This window comes from Ruegeria sp. N11 (assembly GCF_056531525.1).
This window is the reverse complement of record NZ_JBQFLX010000001.1, coordinates 216,635-233,888: the sequence shown is the minus strand read 5'-3', so window position 1 is coordinate 233,888 and position 17,254 is coordinate 216,635. Positions and strand designations below refer to the sequence as shown.

The window sequence follows — 17,254 nt, the reverse complement described above, 5'->3', positions numbered from 1 at the left end:
GCGGGAACAGGAGACCTGAAAATGGAAGCAGATTTTGTCATTGTGGGTGCAGGATCCGCAGGGTGCGCGATGGCCTATCGCCTCAGCGAGGCCGGGGCTTCGGTCCTGGTGATCGAGCATGGTGGCACCGATGCGGGACCGTTCATCCAGATGCCCGCCGCACTCAGCTATCCGATGAACATGTCGCGCTATGACTGGGGCTACAGTTCCGAACCCGAGCCGCATCTGAACAACCGCCGGCTGGCCTGTCCGCGCGGCAAGGTGATCGGCGGATCGTCGTCGATCAACGGTATGGTCTATGTACGCGGTCATGCCCATGACTACGACACCTGGTCGGAAATGGGCGCTGATGGGTGGTCCTATGCGGATGTCCTGCCGTATTTCAAACGAATGGAATCCTGGCACGATGGCGGGCATGGGGGCGATCCGACGTGGCGCGGCACTGACGGGCCGCTGCACGTGTCGCGTGGCCCGCGCGAAAACCCACTGTTCCAGGCCTTTGTCGATGCTGGGCAACAGGCGGGATACCAGGTTACCGGCGACTATAACGGTGAAAAGCAGGAAGGGTTCGGCCCGATGGAGCAGACCGTCTGGAAAGGACGGCGCTGGTCTGCTGCGAATGCCTATCTGAAGCCAGCTCTCAAACGGGATAACTGCGACATCCTGCGTGGCCTTGCGACACGTGTCGTAATGGAAAACGGCCGCGCCATGGGCGTCGAATTGGTCCGACGCGGCAAGAAGGAGATTATTCGCGCCCGGCGTGAGGTGGTTCTGGCCGCTTCTTCGATAAACTCGCCCAAGCTGCTGATGTTGTCCGGTATCGGGCCCGCGGCACATCTGGCTGAACATGGGATCGGCGTTGTCGCGGATCGCCCCGGGGTTGGGGCTAACCTGCAGGATCATCTGGAACTGTATATCCAGCAGGCATCGCTGCAGCCGATCACGCTGTACAAGCACTGGAACCTGTTCAGCAAAGGGCTGATCGGTGCCCAGTGGCTGTTCACTAAAACCGGTCTGGGTGCCTCGAACCAGTTTGAAAGTGCTGCGTTCATTCGCTCGAAACCCGGTGTGCCGTATCCGGATATCCAGTATCATTTCCTGCCGATCGCCGTGCGCTACGACGGGCAGACCGCGGCCGAGGGGCATGGTTTCCAGGCGCATGTCGGTCCCATGCGCTCACCTTCGCGCGGGGCGATAACGCTGCGCTCGGCCCGTGCCGAGGACGCGCCGGTCATTCGCTTCAATTACATGAGCCACGAAGAGGATTGGGCGGACTTCCGCACCTGCATCCGCCTGACCCGCGAGATCTTCGGTCAGGACGCTTTCAAACCCTATGCGGGCAAAGAGATCCAGCCCGGAGCCAGCGTTCAGTCCGACGAGGAATTGAACGAATTCATCGCCGAACATGCCGAAAGCGCGTATCACCCTTGCGGGACATGTCGTATGGGGCGGAAAGACGACAAGAACGCTGTCGTCGACCCGCAGGGGCGTGTGATCGGTGTAGATGGTCTGCGGGTCGCGGACAGTTCGATTTTCCCGCAAATCACCAACGGGAATCTGAACGCACCATCGATCATGGTGGGCGAAAAAATGTCGGATCACCTGCTGGGCAAGGATGCGTTGCCCAGTTCGAATGACCGGCCATGGGTCCATCCAGAGTGGGAGACTGCTCAGCGTTAACGTTTCTTAACATCCCCCGTTGAATGCGCCGCTGGTCAGGGGCATATCGGGGGTATGTTAAGACTTTGTTTTTATTTTGTTCTGATGCTGCCGCAGATGGTTCTGGCCGCTGACCGGCCAACCGGGACTGTGCGGGTGGTGGACGCGGATACGTGGGATGTCGGTGGGGTCAGGATTCGCCTGTTTGGAATTGACGCCCCCGAATTGGATCAGACATGTCGTGACGCGCAAGGTGTCGAATGGCGCTGTGGTGCGTGGGTAACGCAGGTTGCACGACAAAGGTTCGATGGGCGAGCGGCCTTCTGTGAACCGATAGATCGGGACAGGTATGGCCGCGTGGTTGCTCGTTGTGATGTAGCGGGGAGCGATGCAGCTCTTACGCTGGTTGAGGATGGGCTGGCCTTTGCGTATCGCAAATACTCCCGCGAATTTGTGCCGTTTGAACAGAGGGCTGCGGCGGAAAAGAAGGGTCTGCACGCAACAGTGATTCAGGTGCCCTGGGTGCACCGCGCCGGGACTGCAGGTTTGCCCCGGCAGGAAACGTGCCAGATCAAGGGAAATATCTCAGCTCGTGGAGAAAAGATTTACCACATGCCCGGGCAGGCTTTCTGTACGGCGACAAAGATCAACAAGGCAAAGGGCGAGCGTTGGTTCTGTGACGCCAGGACGGCACGTTTGGCGGGCTGGCGACCTGCAAAGCGGTGAATCCAGCCTTTAGATGTCGCCAATTTGATCCGGGTCAAAGCGGTATCGCCGGAACATGTTTATCCGTGGGGACAACAACATTTCGAGGAGCTTACACGAATGTCCCACACCCCACATGAACTGGCCGAAGAGTTTCCGGAAAAAGTCGATGCGATGAGCCAACTCAAGCAGTCCGACGCGCATTTTGCCCGGCTGTCGGACGAATATCATGAGATCAACCGGACCGTGCATCGGGCCGAGACCAATGTCGAGCCGATGGAGGAACTGGCTGAAGTTGAGTTGCGCAAGAAGCGCGCGGCCTTGAAGGATGAAATCTGGGCGATCCTGTCGAAAAACTGACCCAATTGGGGGCTCTGCCCCCGTCGCGGCAGGCCGCGACTCCCCCGGGATATTTTTTGCCAGATGAAGATCCCGGGGAAAAGTTTCAGGTGACTTCGTAGGGCAGCGTTCCTCGGGTATGGGCGTCGATTGTCAGCCTGCGTTCCAGCGGGGGAACGGACCTTTGGTGACAGGTTTGACGTTCGCAAATCCGGCAGGAAATCCCGATCGGTTCATAGGCGCTGGCATTTCTGATATCCAGGTTTTCGGCATAGACCAGAGCCTGCGCGTGACGCACTTCGCACCCCAGTGCAATGGCGTAGCGGCGCACCGGGGCTCCGAATGAACCGCCGGATTTCGATACGTCGCGTGCCAGGGAGATATAACGCACTCCGTCCGGCGTTTCGGCAAGTTGAAGAAGGAAATGACCTGGCGTTTCGAATGCGCGGTGGACATTCCACAGCGGGCAGGCGCCGCCGAAGCGCGCAAATTGTAGTCGTGTGGCTGAATGGCGTTTGGTGATCGTTCCGGCCTGATCCACGCGAACAAAAAAGAAGGGGATGCCTTTGGCTCCGGGCCGTTGCAAAGTGGACAGGCGGTGGGCAACCTGTTCGATCGATGCGCCGAATCTGATGCTGAGCAATTCCAGATCGTGGCGATCCTCTTGCGCGGCGGCCAAGAAGGCACCGTAGGGCATCAGGGAAGCCCCGGCAAAGTAGTTCGCAAGCCCGATTTTGGCGATGGCGCGGGCTTCGTCACTTTGGAAGCGGGCGAAATCCAGGGTTGCTTCAAGCAGTTTGTCCTGAGAAATCAGCGCAACCTGCAGCAGCAACTGAAAGACCTGCGTTTGCGGCGCGGCGCGTGAAGACAGAGAAAGCGTTTTGCTTGCTATGTCATATTTGCGCGTTTCCGAGATGTCCGTGAACTCAACACGGATGCCCCGCTCGGACAGGCTGTTGAGGGCTGCGGCGCGTATGCCTCCGGCTTCTTCCGCGCGTGTTGAAAACCGTTCGGCGGCCCGGTCGACAGCGTCGATATAGTTGTCGCAATAGTGGAAGAAATCGCGCACTTCTTCCCAGGGGCTGGCCTGAATTCGGGAATCCTCGCGCCCCAGGGCCTCGTCCAGCGAGGCCAGCCGTTCGTGCGTCTGGCGATACGTGCGGTGCAACGCGATGAAGGCGCGTGCTAGCGCCGGCGCGTTCGATGCAGTCAGTCGCAAGTCGGCAAGAGGGGGCATTGCGTCGTCGAAGACCGGGTCGGCGAGCGCTTCGCGCATATCCGACACCAGCCGTTCGCTGTCACCGGTGCTGAGCTCGGTGACATCCATCCCGAATTCTTGCGCCAGAGCCAGAACAACCGTTGTCGAGATCGGTCGGTTGTTGTTCTCCATCTGGTTTAGATAGGGCAGGGAAACGCCAAGCTTGGTTGCGAATTCCTTTTGCGTCAGGGTCAGGCGCGTGCGCATTTCGCGCAGCTTTGCGCCGGCATAGAGCTTTTGAGTGGCCATGGCGTGTCTTTGCAACTTTTCTTTCAGCGCAGGCTAACTTTGCAAACCGCTGCGTGCAAGAAAGTTCAAAGACCCAGCTGTCGTTCCCGCCAAATGACAAGGCTGATGGCTGCGATGGCCAGAACCGCGGTTGTGAGCATTAGCCAAAGTAACGGCATTGCGCCGGTTTCCTGTGTCAGAAGCGCGCCCGCAAGTGCGCTCAGCGCTGCGCCGCCGCCAAGCATGATCGCTCCGCTCAGACCGGATGCTGTTGCGGCCAGATGGGGGCGAACGGACAGCGAGCCGGATGTTGCATTGGGGATCGCCATGCCGTTGCCGACGCCAACAAATGTCATAAACCCGAAGAAACTGATGGCGGTTCCCAACCCGGCCAGGAACAGTAGAGCAGACAGGAATACACCAAGCGCGTTCAGCCAGCTTCCCCACAGAACCATCTTGTTGATGCCAAAGCGCACCGAGTAGCGCCCGCTCAGGAAGTTGCCGAAGAAATAGCCAAGTGCTGGCGCGCCGAAATAGATGCCGATTTCTGCCGCGGTCATGCCAAAGACCTCGGTTCCGATGAAGGGGGCGCCGCCGAGATAGGCAAAAAACGCACCAGACGAAAACGCGGAAGACAGAGAGTATCCCCAGAACCGCGGAGACGTGAGGAGTTCCGGGTATTCCCGAAACTGCTGCAACAGTGTCTTGCCGCTTTTGATGCTGGTTTCACCGAAATCCGAATAAGTCAGCCAAATCGCAAGAGCGCCGACCAGAAAAGGAAACCAGAAGTTGGCTTTCCAGCCAAAGACCTCTTCCAGGATGCCGCCAATTGCTGGACCGATCATCGGAACGACCGCCATACCCATGGTGACGTATCCAATCATCGAGGCGGCTTTGTCCTGTTCGTAAAGGTCGCGAACTGCGGCCCGGCTGAGGACCATCCCGACCACGACAACGGCCTGAGACATTCGAAACGCCAGGAAAATCTCGACATTCGGGGCACAGATGCAGCCCAAAGTCGCCAGCAGAAAAAGCCCGAGCCCCCACAGCATAACGGGCCTGCGCCCGGCCTTGTCCGCTATCGGGCCGATCAGTATCTGCAGCACCGCATTTATCAGCAGGTAAAGGGCAATCGACAGCTGCATCACCCGGTATTCCGTCTCAAAATACTCCGCCATATTGGGCAGGCTGGGCAGAAACAGATTCATGCTCAGGGCCGAAAGCCCCGATAGGATGACCAGTGTTGTGATTGAAGGCGGCGATCTGCGCACCGAGGTCGAGCTGAATTGCATGATGTGCATGTATAGGGGGCGCAGATGAGATTACCATCGGCCTCGCAGCGTCAATCGAAAAATTAGCAAATTTACACTATTCACTGACTTGATTGCCAATAGTTTGCAAATTTGCCGAAAGTTGCTTTGGTCCTTGCATGACTCCGTATAAGGTCCGGCCAAATTTTACAGGGGTTATCGTCATGAAAGACATCCTTTCCGAGCTTGAAGATCGCCGTAACGATGCGCGGCTGGGCGGTGGGCAAAAGCGGATCGATGCGCAGCATGCGCGGGGCAAACTGACGGCACGCGAGCGGATCGAGTTGCTGCTGGACGAAGACAGCTTTGAAGAATTCGATATGTTCGTCAGCCATCGCTGTACCGACTTCGGGATGGAAAATCAGAAACCTGCGGGTGACGGTGTTGTGACCGGATGGGGCACGATCAATGGCCGCATGGTCTATGTGTTCAGTCAGGACTTCACGGTTTTTGGCGGCTCGCTGTCTGAAACCCACGCACAGAAGATCTGCAAGATCATGGATATGGCGGTGCAGAACGGAGCCCCGGTGATCGGTATCAACGACTCGGGTGGTGCGCGTATTCAGGAAGGTGTTGCATCACTGGCGGGCTACGCCGAAGTGTTTCAGCGCAACATCATGGCCTCGGGCGTTGTGCCGCAGATCAGCGTAATCATGGGGCCCTGTGCGGGCGGCGCGGTGTATAGCCCGGCGATGACCGACTTTATCTTTATGGTCAAAGACACATCCTACATGTTCGTGACCGGTCCCGATGTTGTCAAAACCGTAACGAACGAGGTCGTGACGGCGGAAGAGTTGGGTGGTGCGTCTACTCACACAAAGAAGTCTTCGGTTGCCGACGGTGCATTTGAAAACGATGTCGAGGCGCTGGCCGAAGTGCGCCGTCTGGTTGATTTCCTGCCGCTCAACAATCGCGAAAAGCCGCCCGTGCGTCCGTTTTTTGACGAACCCGATCGCATTGAATCTTCGCTGGATACATTGGTTCCGGACAACCCGAACACGCCCTACGACATGAAGGAACTGATCGCGAAGGTCGCGGATGAGGGTGATTTCTACGAAATCCAAGAGGATTTCGCGAAGAATATCATCACCGGTTTCATCCGGCTTGAGGGGCAGACCGTTGGCGTCGTGGCCAACCAGCCGATGGTTCTGGCCGGATGTCTGGACATCGACAGCTCACGCAAGGCAGCACGGTTCGTGCGCTTCTGTGACTGTTTTGAAATTCCGATCCTGACACTTGTCGACGTTCCGGGTTTCCTGCCCGGCACAAGCCAGGAATATGGCGGCGTGATCAAACACGGCGCAAAGCTTCTGTTCGCCTATGGCGAGGCAACGGTTCCGAAAGTAACCGTCATCACGCGCAAGGCTTACGGTGGAGCCTATGACGTGATGGCGTCGAAGCACTTGCGTGGCGATTTCAATTACGCCTGGCCGACAGCCGAGATCGCGGTGATGGGCGCCAAGGGCGCGACCGAAATCATTCACCGCGCCGATCTGGGCGATGCGGACAAGATCGCGCAGCATACACAGGATTACGAGGATCGCTTTGCCAATCCCTTCGTCGCGGCCGAGCGCGGATTTATTGACGAAGTGATCATGCCACACTCTACGCGTCGCCGTGTCTCGCGCGCATTTGCGAGTTTGCGGAACAAGAAGCTGAAGAACCCGTGGAAAAAGCACGACAATATCCCGCTTTGATCGCCGGGGTGGGGCGGCCCACCTCGAATTGGCGACGGTCTGCCGAATTTGATGGCGGAACGATTGCGAAGCTGAAAATCCGACTTTGAGGCCGAAACAGGTTTATGGAACAACCAGCCAGAAACAGATTAGCGCGGCGTGTCAACGCTGCGCCCGCGACCCCGGAGAGAGGAGCCTGCCACTGGCGGGGCTGGGGTCGCGCATTTGTCTTAGCTGGCGCGTTGCTTGCATCCCCTGCGGAAGTACTGGCCCAAAGCCTTTTGCCTGTTCCGTCAGGCCAGCCAGTCGAGCTGAGCGATGTTCTGCTGGACAATAACCCAGGTGAATTGTGGCTTAGGTTTCGCTTCATTGCCCCCAAGATCGGTTCGACAGTTGGGCGGATCGGTTATGATGTGGCGTCGGCCGATATGGCGCATCTTTGTGAAATCCTGGCGGTTCCCTATGTGGCGAAGCATGAACTTGAGCCGGTGCGCGTCGTGATTTCCTTTTCCGACCGCGCCACTGAATTCGGTAATGCCGCGCCCGATGCAACGCAGTTTTTCGAGGCCTACCGGTTGGAGGATTCCCGGTGTATCTGGGAAGGGCTCTGATCATGATCGGTGATTTTCATGACATCAGTGCGTTTCAGAAAAAACCGGCGACCGTGGAGGTGCGCGCAATGAAACCAGCTCTGGTTGGATGTAAGTCCTGTTTCTTTTTCAACATGTTGATGGCCGAGGTTCAGGTATGCTGAAACATCGTGGTTTCCCCGGCCGTCTGTCCGGTACCGATTTCCAGTTCGTCATCCGGCGCGCCAACCCCAAAGGTGTAACGCCTCTGACCCGGCGCGAGCGTTTCCGGGATCGCAAACCAGCGGACCGGCGCGCGGACGCGGCGTTCATGGAAGCGTTGTGGGAACATTTCGGTGACCAGCCGTTTGAGCGTGGCAATTTGGACGCAGGGCGGCTGAGCTGGCTGTTCGGGCGCGAAGTAATTGCGGCAGAAGACCCGTTCGACCCTGCCAGCTACGACGCGTTGCTGGTGATTGATCTGGACGTCGCGCGCCATTCTTTTCCTGAAATCTTCGACGGGGTGCGCTGATCGTGTTTGCCGCCATGTCCCATATCCGCCAAGGGAAAACCCTGCCCGAAGCCGGGCAGGGCCGGTATGGGATGTCAGAAGTTCAACTGCGCCGCCAGTTGGACCCGGTCGCCGTCAAACGTCCGGCCAGTGGGTGCATCGTTCCGCTCGCCAAAGAAGTATTCGGCGCTGAATGTCAGGTTGTCGGTTGCCTGGTAAAAGGCGTTCACATGGATCGTCTCGAGCTCGGTGAAGGACAACGTGCCAGTCGAGGTGGGCAGATCGTAATCTTCGCGACCATAGGCGATACCGACATTCCATTTCGTACCAATGTCCTGGCGGAACTCGATGGTATAGCCGTCGACGTCATTTGCCCGGCCGTTGACGATGGCATCGCCCAGGCCGATCAGGTAGGGGCCAAGCGCCTCACCGTCGACGTAGTTGACCTGAAACAGCCCGCCTTGCCACGGCCGGACCGAGCCCGAGAGGGTAAAGCCTGTCTGATCGACTTCGACCGTGCCGGATTCGGCCTTGCCATAGAGGGCGGACGCGCGGGCAATATATGTTCCGTCGTCGTACTCGATGGCACCGGTGAAAACAGGATCTCTCGAATTGGACGCGCTGACGTTCTCTTCTATCGAAGCCGAGAATGTGGTGTTGGACCCAAGGGCATTGGAGTAGCGCACCTGTGGGACACGAGCGAAAGGTATGCCGACAGGACCGTTGAATTCAACCGAGGTCGGATAGGTGTCCAGCGGCTGGAAATTGGTCCAGTACTGACCGATCAGCCAGCTGTCTCCGATCGTGATATTGGCATGGCGCAGGCGCAGTTCAGCCGCTCCGCCCGAGGCGAACAGATCCAGTTCCAGCTGACCTCCGATTTCGCCGATACCGGAAGGCGTGCTGGTACGCAGCCCGATTCGGGACTGACGAACAGTCGCGCCGAATGTGCCACTGGTCTCGTTTGCAGGCTCACCGATGTTGTTTACGAAGGCTGTGTCACCCTGGTCGTAGTCGAAGTCGTAGAAGAAATCGGCCTTGATATATCCGTAGACGTCCAGAGTGGTATTGCCGATCTTCAGGTCGCCAGTCCCGGCACCGGGTTTGGCGGCCTCCAGCGCTTCGACACGGGCGCGCAGGGCATCCAGTTCGGCCTGGGTCTGGGTATCCTGGGCGTTGGCCTTCAATCCGCTGAATCCGAGCGCCGAGACGGCGAGCAGAAGGGCCGTTTTTCTCTTTATTATCATTTAGGTATTTCCTTGTATGCGAGTGTGCACAAGCACAGTTCCACGTCCCAAAATCCGATGGAAATCACGACAACGGGACAAAATGGGCCCGATTTCTCAAGCAATCGTGCGGGAAATCCCAAGCACCTTCACGGGTGGGTGAAAGAGGGTCGTAACGCACGGAAATCGAGAGAAAATTTGGCCTTCGAATTCCATCGCGTTCGTGATTTGCCATTTGGCCAAATCGCCCTTGGAAACCGGGTCTGTAACAGGAATGTGACACCTTCCGGTGTGCTGAAACATGGATACGGCAAAGGTCTTGTCGGCGCGAAATTGCGCGGCATTACGCAGGATGGGCAAAATCCAGCCGGTATTCGGGGTGGAAACAATACTTTGTTTGCTGCCGGGATTGTGCCGTGCATTGTGGAAGGGCCGTGCGGCTCTACTTTGCCTGCGTCGCACAAGCACCTACTATTCCGTACCCCTTCCTATCGCGGGCAGGCTTGTGTTCCCCACAATATCCTGCCCGCGTTTTTCTTTTCTCAGACAGTAGGCAACAAGCGGCAAAAAACTGCGCAAAAAGTTTGGTTGCCGCCGTTGTTATTGCATAACAATGAGGGCTTCCGGCATCTGGCCGCAAGGAAACCAAGAAATCTGAAGGGGCAGAAACCATGCAAACCTCACGCATCTTCCTTGTGGTCGCGGCCTGCGCAGGCCTTGCGGCCTGTGGCGAAACCACCGGCGAACAAGCGGTCATCGGCGGCGGAGCGGGCGCCCTGGGCGCGGTCGTTCTGGACGCAAACCCGGTCGTCGGCGCTGCGGTCGGTGCCGCGGGCAACGTGCTGTATTGCAAGTCGCAGGGCACCTGCGACTAAATCAGAGCTTTTCGGGGCGCGTACCGCCCCGTCCGCCATCATGCAGAACGCCGTCGCGGGGGGAGTCCCCTGCGGCGGCGTTTTGCATTTCAAGAACACCAAGCCAAAGGACGTCTCATGTTCAAAAAGATCCTGATCGCCAACCGGGGCGAAATCGCCTGCCGGGTCATCAAGACCGCTCGCAAGATGGGTATCGGTACGGTCGCCATTTTTTCCGACGCCGACAAGAACGCGTTGCACGTTTCGATGGCGGATGAGGCGGTGCATATCGGACCGCCACCGGCGAACCAGTCCTACATCGTGATCGACAAAGTGATGGATGCCATCCGTCAAAGCGGTGCACAGGCGGTCCATCCCGGCTATGGCTTTCTGTCCGAGAACTCGAAATTCGCCGAAGCGCTTGAGGCCGAAGGCGTCGCTTTTGTTGGCCCCCCGGTGGGTGCGATCGAAAGCATGGGTGACAAGATCACCTCGAAGAAGATCGCGCAGGACGCCGGTGTTTCGACGGTTCCCGGTTACATGGGCCTGATTGAAGATGCCGACGAGGCGGTCAAGATCTCGAACGACATCGGCTATCCCGTCATGATCAAAGCGAGCGCCGGTGGTGGCGGCAAGGGGATGCGGATTGCCTGGAATGACGAAGAAGCGCGCGAGGGTTTCCAGTCGTCCAAGAACGAAGCGGCCAATTCCTTCGGCGACGACCGCATATTCATCGAGAAATTCGTGACCCAGCCGCGGCACATCGAAATTCAGGTTCTGTGCGATAGCCATGGCAATGGCATCTATCTGGGCGAACGCGAATGTTCGATCCAGCGCCGGAACCAGAAAGTGGTGGAAGAGGCACCGTCGCCGTTCCTTGATCCCGAAACACGCAAGGCGATGGGGGAACAGGCGGTCGCGCTGGCAAAGGCCGTGAACTACGCCAGTGCGGGCACTGTGGAATTCATCGTCGATGGGGAAAAGAATTTCTACTTCCTTGAAATGAACACCCGTTTGCAGGTGGAACACCCGGTGACGGAACTGATCACCGGCGTCGATCTGGTGGAACAGATGATCCGGGTGGCCGCAGGTGAGACGCTATCGATTACGCAGGATGACGTGACCCTGACAGGCTGGGCGATCGAAAACCGTCTTTATGCCGAGGATCCGTATCGCAACTTCCTGCCGTCGATCGGCCGTCTGACCCGCTATCGCCCGCCGCAGGAAGTCGCAGCCGGTCCGTTGCTGGTCAATGGCAAATGGCAGGGTGAGGCCCCCTCGGGCGAGGCAGCAGTGCGCAATGATACCGGCGTCTATGAGGGCGGCGAGATCAGCATGTATTACGACCCGATGATCGCCAAGCTCTGCACCTGGGCACCAACCCGTGAGCAGGCGATTGAGGCGATGCGCGTGGCGCTGGACAGTTTCGAGGTTGAAGGCATCGGCCACAACCTGCCGTTCCTGTCTGCTGTCATGGATCACCCGAAATTCGTCAGCGGCGACATGACCACGGCGTTTATTGCTGAAGAATACCCAGACGGCTTCGATGGGGTTCAACTGCCCGAGGTCGAGTTGCGGCGGATCGCGGCCTCGTGTTCTGCCATGCACCGGGTTGCCGAAATTCGCCGTACCCGCGTATCGGGCCGGATGGACAACCACGAACGCAAGGTTGGCACCGAATGGACGGTGACGTTGCAGGGGCAGGAGTTCGACACAACAATTGCCGCCGACCCTGAAGGTTCAACGGTGAGCTTCGCAGATGGCACCGTGCAACGTGTGTCCTCAGACTGGACGCCAGGTGATCAACTGGCAGTACTGGATGTGGATGGCAATCCATTGGTGCTGAAGGTGGGCAAGGTTTCGGGCGGGTTCCGCATCCGAAACCGGGGCGCGGATATCAAGGTGCACGTGCGCACCCCGCGTCAGGCCAAGCTGGCCAGGCTGATGCCGGAAAAACTGCCGCCGGATACTTCGAAAATGCTGCTGTGCCCGATGCCCGGCCTGATCGTGAAGATCGACGTCGAAGTGGGGCAGGAAGTTCAGGAAGGTCAGGCGCTGTGCACCGTCGAGGCGATGAAGATGGAGAACATCCTTCGCGCCGAGAAAAAAGGCGTGGTCTCGAAGATCAACGCAGGTCCCGGCGACAGTCTCGCCGTGGACGACGTGATCATGGAATTCGAGTGACCATGGCTGCGCTTTTGTCATATCTCCAAGGGCCACCGGCGATCATCGCCGGGGCCAATGGGCTTGGCGAAAGTGCTCAGCCGCCCTCGCGCCGGTCGCGAATCTCGCGTTCGCGCAAGGGGGTCTTGTCGATGGAGCGGCCAATCTCGCGCACGCTCCACGGGCTGGGCTTGCGCAGTTTCACCACCCCGTCCTTGTCGACAAACACCATCTGGAATCCACGCGGGCGCAGTTGTGACCGAATGGGCGACCGCGCCTTGGGATCGGTATCCGTCAGCACGATAACGTCGCGGTCGCGCATGGCGTCTTCACCTTCCAGCAGCATGTCGATCTGTTGCTGGAACCGTGGATCGGCAGGTGTATCGGCAAAGACAACGATGGGTCGGCTGACCCATAGGAACTCGTCCAGTTCGCTGTCGCCAGCGGGTCGGACAAAACTGTCATCTGCTGGTGCTGTGCCATCGGCGGCCAGCGCGGCCAGCGGGAATAGTGCCGAGAAAACAAGGGCAAGCGTGCGTGTCATATGGCCTCCTGTTCCACTGAATATAGCCACTGTGCAGGCGATTGCGACCAGCGATTTGCACTCAACGCTCAATTTTCCGCGCCCGGGCCGGATTGAAGGGCGGGATTGAACATACGCGTGCTGTCGCAAACCGGCCGCGCCCCGAATTGATAAGAGGAAATCGAAATGACCGACACGAAGGACTGGAAAGCGCTTGCCGAGAAAGAGCTGCGCGGTCGTCCGTTGGATGATCTGACCAAAGAGACGCTGGAAGGCATCGACGTCAAACCGCTGTATACGCCTGAGGACACGGCGGAACTGCCGCATATGGGGTCTTTGCCGGGTTTTGGACCGTTTACGCGCGGTGTGAAGGCGACGATGTATGCAGGCCGTCCGTGGACCATCCGCCAATATGCCGGTTTTTCCACCGCCGAGGAGTCGAACGCCTTCTATCGTCGCAACCTGGCGGCCGGTCAGCAGGGCGTGTCGGTGGCCTTCGATCTGGCGACACACCGGGGCTACGACAGTGACCACCCGCGCGTAGTCGGAGACGTGGGTAAGGCTGGTGTGGCCATTGATAGCGTTGAGGACATGAAGATTCTGTTCGACGGCATCCCGCTGGACAAGGTCTCGGTCTCGATGACGATGAACGGCGCGGTGATTCCGATTCTGGCGAGCTTCATCGTTGCAGGCGAAGAACAAGGCCACGACAAATCCGTCTTGTCCGGCACCATTCAGAACGACATTCTGAAAGAGTTCATGGTGCGCAACACCTATATCTATCCGCCTGAACCGTCGATGAAGATCATCTCGGACATTATCGATTACACGTCGAACGAGATGCCCAAGTTCAACTCGATCTCAATCTCGGGCTATCACATGCAAGAGGCCGGGGCGAACCTTGTACAGGAACTGGCCTATACGCTGGCTGACGGGCGCGAATATGTTCGTGCCGCGACGCAAGCCGGGATGGACGTGGACAAGTTCGCAGGTCGCCTGTCGTTCTTCTTTGCCATCGGCATGAATTTCTTCATGGAGGCCGCCAAACTGCGTGCCGCGCGGACCCTGTGGCACCGCGTGATGACCGAGTTCGGGGCAAAGTCCGAACGGTCGAAAATGCTGCGCACCCACTGCCAGACCTCCGGCGTGTCGCTGCAGGAACAGGACCCCTATAACAATGTGATCCGTACCGCCTATGAGGCGATGAGCGCGGTTTTGGGCGGCACCCAGTCGCTGCACACAAATGCTTTGGACGAAGCGATTGCGTTGCCGACCGATTTCTCGGCCCGCATCGCGCGGAACACGCAATTGATCCTGCAGGAGGAAACCGGCGTGACGGATGTGGTCGATCCGCTGGCGGGTTCCTACTACGTCGAAAGCCTGACCAATGAGCTGATCGAAAAAGCCTGGACCCTGATGGAAGAGGTCGAGGAGATGGGCGGCATGACCAAGGCCGTGGCCAGCGGCATGCCCAAGCTTCGGATTGAAGAAAGTGCTGCGCGTCGTCAGGCCATGATCGATCGGGGTGACGAGGTGATCGTCGGCGTCAACAAATACCGCAAGGAACAGGAAGACCCGATCGACATTCTCGACGTCGACAACGTCGCCGTGCGCGAGGCACAGGTTGCACGTCTGGAGCGCATCCGTGCTACCCGCGATGAGGCCGCCTGCCAACAGGCGCTGGACGCGTTGACGAAGACTGCCCAAGAGGGCGGAAACCTGCTGGCCGCCGCCGTCGAGGCCGCCCGCGCCCGCGCATCCGTAGGAGAGATCAGCATGGCAATGGAGAAGGAATTCGGCCGCCACCGCGCCGAAGTGAAAACGCTGGCCGGTGTCTATGGAGCGGCCTATGAGGGTGACGAAGGTTTTGCCGCGATCCAGAAATCCATCGAAGATTTCGCCGAGGCTGAAGGCCGCCGCCCCCGCTTGCTGGTCGTCAAGATGGGGCAGGATGGTCATGACCGGGGTGCCAAGGTGATCGCGACCGCCTTTGCGGATATCGGGTTTGACGTCGACGTTGGCCCTCTGTTCCAGACACCGGCCGAGGCAGCCCAGGATGCCGTCGACAATGACGTCCACGTGGTCGGCATTTCTTCACAGGCGGCAGGCCACAAGACACTGGCCCCGCAACTGGTCGAGGAACTCAAGAAAGCCGGTGCCGAGGATATCATCGTGATCTGCGGCGGGGTGATCCCACAGCAGGATTATCAGTTCCTCTACGACCACGGCGTCAAAGCGATTTTTGGCCCGGGCACCAATATCCCCGAAGCGGCACAGGATATTCTGCGCCTGATCGGCGAAGCCAAGGGGTAAGGCCCAGACAAGATTTTTCAACGAAGAATCTTGTGGCGCAGATGTCCGAGGACAGCTTTACTGGGAAAGGCAGCGCGTTTTCTGCGCTGCCTTTTTTGATGGGGTGGAAATGGAACTGGATCATCTGGCCGTCGCAGGGGAAACGCTGGAGGCTGCTGCCGCGCATGTCGAGGACGCCTTGGGGGTCAAGCTTGAGACAGGCGGCAAGCATGAGAAATTTGGTACTTATAACAAGCTGCTCGGACTTGAAGATGGCTTGTATCTGGAAGCGATTGCCGTTGACCCGAATGCGGCGCAACCTGAGCGTACCCGGTGGTTCGATCTGGACCGGTTTCAGGGTGCACCGCGCCTGACCAACTGGATCTGCCGTGTGAAGGATATCGAGGCGGCCATCATGCCAGGTGGCCCGTTCGACCTGACAGATCTGGAGCGCGGGGCGCTGCGCTGGCGCATGATCGTGCCATCGTCCGGGCGCCTGCCTTATGACAACCTCTATCCCGCACTCATACAGTGGCAGGGCGATCTGCACCCCGCGGGAATGTTGCAGGCCAGTGGTTGCCGGTTGCTGAGATTGCTGGTGTCCCATCCCGAAGCCGCGAAACTTGCCCAAAGCACCGGACCGGTCGAGGGTGTTGAATTTCACCAGGGCCCGCCGGGTCTGCGCGCTGAATTCGAGACACCAAACGGACGTCGCGTTCTGGAATGAGGGTTCGGCAGGCACAGATTGCGGATGCACCGGCGATTGCGAATATTGCCAACGCGATCATCAGGGATACCCTGGTTACGTTCACATCCGAGGAGCGGTCTGCCGCGGGAATTGCAGCCGACATAGAAGCCCGCGGTGCGGGGTTTTTGGTGGCTGAACTGGATAGCGAGGTTGTCGGTTTCGCTTCGTATACTCGGTTCCGATCCGGGCCGGGGTATGCCGAATGCCGCGAGCACACGATTCAACTCGCTCCATCAGCACGTGGCAAGGGGATCGGCCGCACGTTGATGAGCCGGTTGGAAGAGGTGGCCCGGGCCGAGAGCGTGCACGTGCTTGTGGCGGGGATTTCCTCGGAAAATCCGGCGGCCATCGCCTTTCACGCTCGCATCGGTTTTGCCGAAGTCGGACGAATGCCCCAAGTGGGCTGCAAATGGGGCCGCAGGTTGGATCTGGTACTGATGCAGAAAATTATTGGTCAGGACTGATCTGTCGCACCTGACACGCGCGATTTGTGGCGCTAGGGTGCGGCCATGTCGATCTGGACCCGTATATCCGATGCGCTGAGCGCACTGGCACAAGGTGAAAGCCTGACTGCCGTTTTTGAAAAACTGCGCTCACCGCCCGAAAGGTCGGTGGCCTTTACAATCGCTGTGATCGCGCTGGGCGCCAAGATGGCCAAGGCAGACGGGCAGGTGACGCGGGACGAGGTTACAGCCTTTCGCGATGTGTTCCAGATTGCCCGCGAAGACGAAGAAGGCGCGGCGCGGGTGTTCAACATGGCCCGAACCGACGTGGCCGGCTATCAGGACTATGCCCGCAAGATCGCCCGGATGTTTGACGAAGACAGCACGACGTTGTGCGACCTGATGGAAGGTCTGTTTCACATCGCCATGGCCGACGGGTTTTATCACCCGAACGAAAACGAGTTTCTGGAAGAAGTCAGCCGGATATTCGGGCAAACCGACGCTCAGTTTCTGGCGCTGCGCGCCCGGTTCGTGCCGGATGCCCCAAACGATCCGTATACCGTTCTGGGCGTGACAAGGGACATGCCGTTGACCGAAATTCGCAACATCTGGCGCAAGCTAGTGCGCGAAACCCATCCTGACGCCATGATGGCGCGCGGCGTGCCCGAGGAGGCAATCCGGCTGGCCGAGAAAAAGATGATCGACATCAACCGCGCCTGGGACGAAATAAACGGTGCAAAGGTCTGAACA

Annotated in this window: 17 protein-coding genes; 12 read left to right on the top strand and 5 right to left on the bottom strand. The window is 58.6% G+C overall.

Annotation, left to right across the window (positions count from 1 at the left end):
- The first annotated feature begins 21 nt into the window (after positions 1-21).
- The 3 genes from betA (at position 22) to ACR0J8_RS01190 (ending at position 2,724) form a co-directional block, all read left to right on the top strand.
- A complete protein-coding gene (betA, locus tag ACR0J8_RS01200) occupies positions 22-1,680 on the top strand; it encodes a choline dehydrogenase (protein ID WP_480888738.1) in 1,659 nt (552 codons plus the stop codon).
- 84 nt (positions 1,681-1,764) lie between these two features.
- Positions 1,765-2,385, top strand: a complete 621-nt coding sequence (locus ACR0J8_RS01195; RefSeq protein ID WP_480888737.1) for a thermonuclease family protein — start codon at positions 1,765-1,767, stop codon at positions 2,383-2,385.
- A gap of 99 nt (positions 2,386-2,484) precedes the next feature.
- Positions 2,485-2,724, top strand: a complete 240-nt coding sequence (locus tag ACR0J8_RS01190; RefSeq protein ID WP_321252104.1) for a YdcH family protein — start codon at positions 2,485-2,487, stop codon at positions 2,722-2,724.
- 85 nt (positions 2,725-2,809) lie between these two features.
- On the opposite strand, the gene ACR0J8_RS01185 is transcribed toward ACR0J8_RS01190, so the two are convergent.
- Both ACR0J8_RS01185 and ACR0J8_RS01180 read right to left on the bottom strand, forming a co-directional pair.
- A complete protein-coding gene (locus ACR0J8_RS01185) occupies positions 2,810-4,210 on the bottom strand; it encodes a helix-turn-helix domain-containing protein (protein WP_480888735.1) in 1,401 nt (466 codons plus the stop codon).
- A 65-nt stretch (positions 4,211-4,275) separates the two neighbouring features.
- Positions 4,276-5,481: a multidrug effflux MFS transporter gene (locus tag ACR0J8_RS01180; RefSeq protein ID WP_480525695.1), complete on the bottom strand. Its 1,206-nt coding sequence runs from the start codon at positions 5,479-5,481 to the stop codon at positions 4,276-4,278.
- A 182-nt stretch (positions 5,482-5,663) separates the two neighbouring features.
- Here ACR0J8_RS01180 and ACR0J8_RS01175 point away from each other — a divergent pair, with 182 nt between their 5' ends.
- From ACR0J8_RS01175 to ACR0J8_RS01165, 3 genes are all read left to right on the top strand, one after another.
- A complete protein-coding gene (locus tag ACR0J8_RS01175) occupies positions 5,664-7,196 on the top strand; it encodes an acyl-CoA carboxylase subunit beta (protein ID WP_170609933.1) in 1,533 nt (510 codons plus the stop codon).
- A gap of 221 nt (positions 7,197-7,417) precedes the next feature.
- A complete protein-coding gene (locus ACR0J8_RS01170) occupies positions 7,418-7,786 on the top strand; it encodes a DUF6497 family protein (RefSeq protein ID WP_480525696.1) in 369 nt (122 codons plus the stop codon).
- A 136-nt stretch (positions 7,787-7,922) separates the two neighbouring features.
- Complete coding sequence (locus ACR0J8_RS01165; RefSeq protein ID WP_170609935.1) at positions 7,923-8,276, top strand: hypothetical protein; 354 nt, start codon at positions 7,923-7,925, stop codon at positions 8,274-8,276.
- 74 nt (positions 8,277-8,350) lie between these two features.
- Here the strand turns inward: ACR0J8_RS01165 and ACR0J8_RS01160 are convergent, their stop codons facing one another.
- On the bottom strand, positions 8,351-9,502 hold the full coding sequence (locus tag ACR0J8_RS01160; RefSeq protein WP_480888732.1) for a DcaP family trimeric outer membrane transporter: 1,152 nt from the start codon (positions 9,500-9,502) through the stop codon (positions 8,351-8,353).
- A 96-nt stretch (positions 9,503-9,598) separates the two neighbouring features.
- Positions 9,599-9,949 (bottom strand): hypothetical protein, encoded by a 351-nt coding sequence (locus tag ACR0J8_RS01155; protein ID WP_480888731.1) that lies wholly within the window; start codon positions 9,947-9,949, stop codon positions 9,599-9,601.
- Between the two features lie 203 nt (positions 9,950-10,152).
- Here ACR0J8_RS01155 and ACR0J8_RS01150 point away from each other — a divergent pair, with 203 nt between their 5' ends.
- Together ACR0J8_RS01150 and ACR0J8_RS01145 are read left to right on the top strand one after the other, a co-directional pair.
- Complete coding sequence (locus ACR0J8_RS01150) at positions 10,153-10,356, top strand: hypothetical protein (protein ID WP_170609939.1); 204 nt, start codon at positions 10,153-10,155, stop codon at positions 10,354-10,356.
- A gap of 117 nt (positions 10,357-10,473) precedes the next feature.
- A complete protein-coding gene (locus ACR0J8_RS01145) occupies positions 10,474-12,519 on the top strand; it encodes an ATP-binding protein (protein ID WP_480525701.1) in 2,046 nt (681 codons plus the stop codon).
- 76 nt (positions 12,520-12,595) lie between these two features.
- Here the strand turns inward: ACR0J8_RS01145 and ACR0J8_RS01140 are convergent, their stop codons facing one another.
- Positions 12,596-13,042: a DUF4174 domain-containing protein gene (locus ACR0J8_RS01140; protein ID WP_480525703.1), complete on the bottom strand. Its 447-nt coding sequence runs from the start codon at positions 13,040-13,042 to the stop codon at positions 12,596-12,598.
- 165 nt (positions 13,043-13,207) lie between these two features.
- On the opposite strand from ACR0J8_RS01140, the gene scpA reads away from it, so the two are divergent.
- The 4 genes from scpA (at position 13,208) to ACR0J8_RS01120 (ending at position 17,251) form a co-directional block, all read left to right on the top strand.
- Positions 13,208-15,334: a methylmalonyl-CoA mutase gene (gene scpA / locus ACR0J8_RS01135; protein WP_480525705.1), complete on the top strand. Its 2,127-nt coding sequence runs from the start codon at positions 13,208-13,210 to the stop codon at positions 15,332-15,334.
- 109 nt (positions 15,335-15,443) lie between these two features.
- On the top strand, positions 15,444-16,040 hold the full coding sequence (locus ACR0J8_RS01130) for a VOC family protein (protein ID WP_480525706.1): 597 nt from the start codon (positions 15,444-15,446) through the stop codon (positions 16,038-16,040).
- Positions 16,037-16,525, top strand: a complete 489-nt coding sequence (locus ACR0J8_RS01125) for an N-acetyltransferase family protein (RefSeq protein WP_480888728.1) — start codon at positions 16,037-16,039, stop codon at positions 16,523-16,525. Before ACR0J8_RS01130 ends, ACR0J8_RS01125 begins: the two co-directional genes overlap by 4 nt.
- Before the next feature lie 45 nt (positions 16,526-16,570).
- A complete protein-coding gene (locus ACR0J8_RS01120; RefSeq protein WP_170609951.1) occupies positions 16,571-17,251 on the top strand; it encodes a molecular chaperone DjiA in 681 nt (226 codons plus the stop codon).
- Positions 17,252-17,254: the final 3 nt, after the last annotated feature.

Bases quoted from the DNA above. Each gene is read 5' to 3' on its own strand.
- betA (WP_480888738.1), top strand. From the start codon at position 22: ATGGAAGCAGATTTTGTCATTGTGGGTGCAGGATCCGCAGGGTGCGCG.
- ACR0J8_RS01195 (WP_480888737.1), top strand. From the start codon at position 1,765: ATGCTGCCGCAGATGGTTCTGGCCGCTGACCGGCCAACCGGGACTGTG.
- ACR0J8_RS01130 (WP_480525706.1), top strand. From the start codon at position 15,444: ATGGAACTGGATCATCTGGCCGTCGCAGGGGAAACGCTGGAGGCTGCT.
- ACR0J8_RS01125 (WP_480888728.1), top strand. From the start codon at position 16,037: ATGAGGGTTCGGCAGGCACAGATTGCGGATGCACCGGCGATTGCGAAT.
- ACR0J8_RS01150 (WP_170609939.1), top strand. From the start codon at position 10,153: ATGCAAACCTCACGCATCTTCCTTGTGGTCGCGGCCTGCGCAGGCCTT.
- ACR0J8_RS01175 (WP_170609933.1), top strand. From the start codon at position 5,664: ATGAAAGACATCCTTTCCGAGCTTGAAGATCGCCGTAACGATGCGCGG.
- ACR0J8_RS01120 (WP_170609951.1), top strand. From the start codon at position 16,571: ATGTCGATCTGGACCCGTATATCCGATGCGCTGAGCGCACTGGCACAA.
- ACR0J8_RS01160 (WP_480888732.1), bottom strand. From the start codon at position 9,502: ATGATAATAAAGAGAAAAACGGCCCTTCTGCTCGCCGTCTCGGCGCTC.
- scpA (WP_480525705.1), top strand. From the start codon at position 13,208: ATGACCGACACGAAGGACTGGAAAGCGCTTGCCGAGAAAGAGCTGCGC.
- ACR0J8_RS01185 (WP_480888735.1), bottom strand. From the start codon at position 4,210: ATGGCCACTCAAAAGCTCTATGCCGGCGCAAAGCTGCGCGAAATGCGC.
- ACR0J8_RS01165 (WP_170609935.1), top strand. From the start codon at position 7,923: ATGCTGAAACATCGTGGTTTCCCCGGCCGTCTGTCCGGTACCGATTTC.
- ACR0J8_RS01145 (WP_480525701.1), top strand. From the start codon at position 10,474: ATGTTCAAAAAGATCCTGATCGCCAACCGGGGCGAAATCGCCTGCCGG.
- ACR0J8_RS01140 (WP_480525703.1), bottom strand. From the start codon at position 13,042: ATGACACGCACGCTTGCCCTTGTTTTCTCGGCACTATTCCCGCTGGCC.
- ACR0J8_RS01180 (WP_480525695.1), bottom strand. From the start codon at position 5,481: ATGCAATTCAGCTCGACCTCGGTGCGCAGATCGCCGCCTTCAATCACA.
- ACR0J8_RS01190 (WP_321252104.1), top strand. From the start codon at position 2,485: ATGTCCCACACCCCACATGAACTGGCCGAAGAGTTTCCGGAAAAAGTC.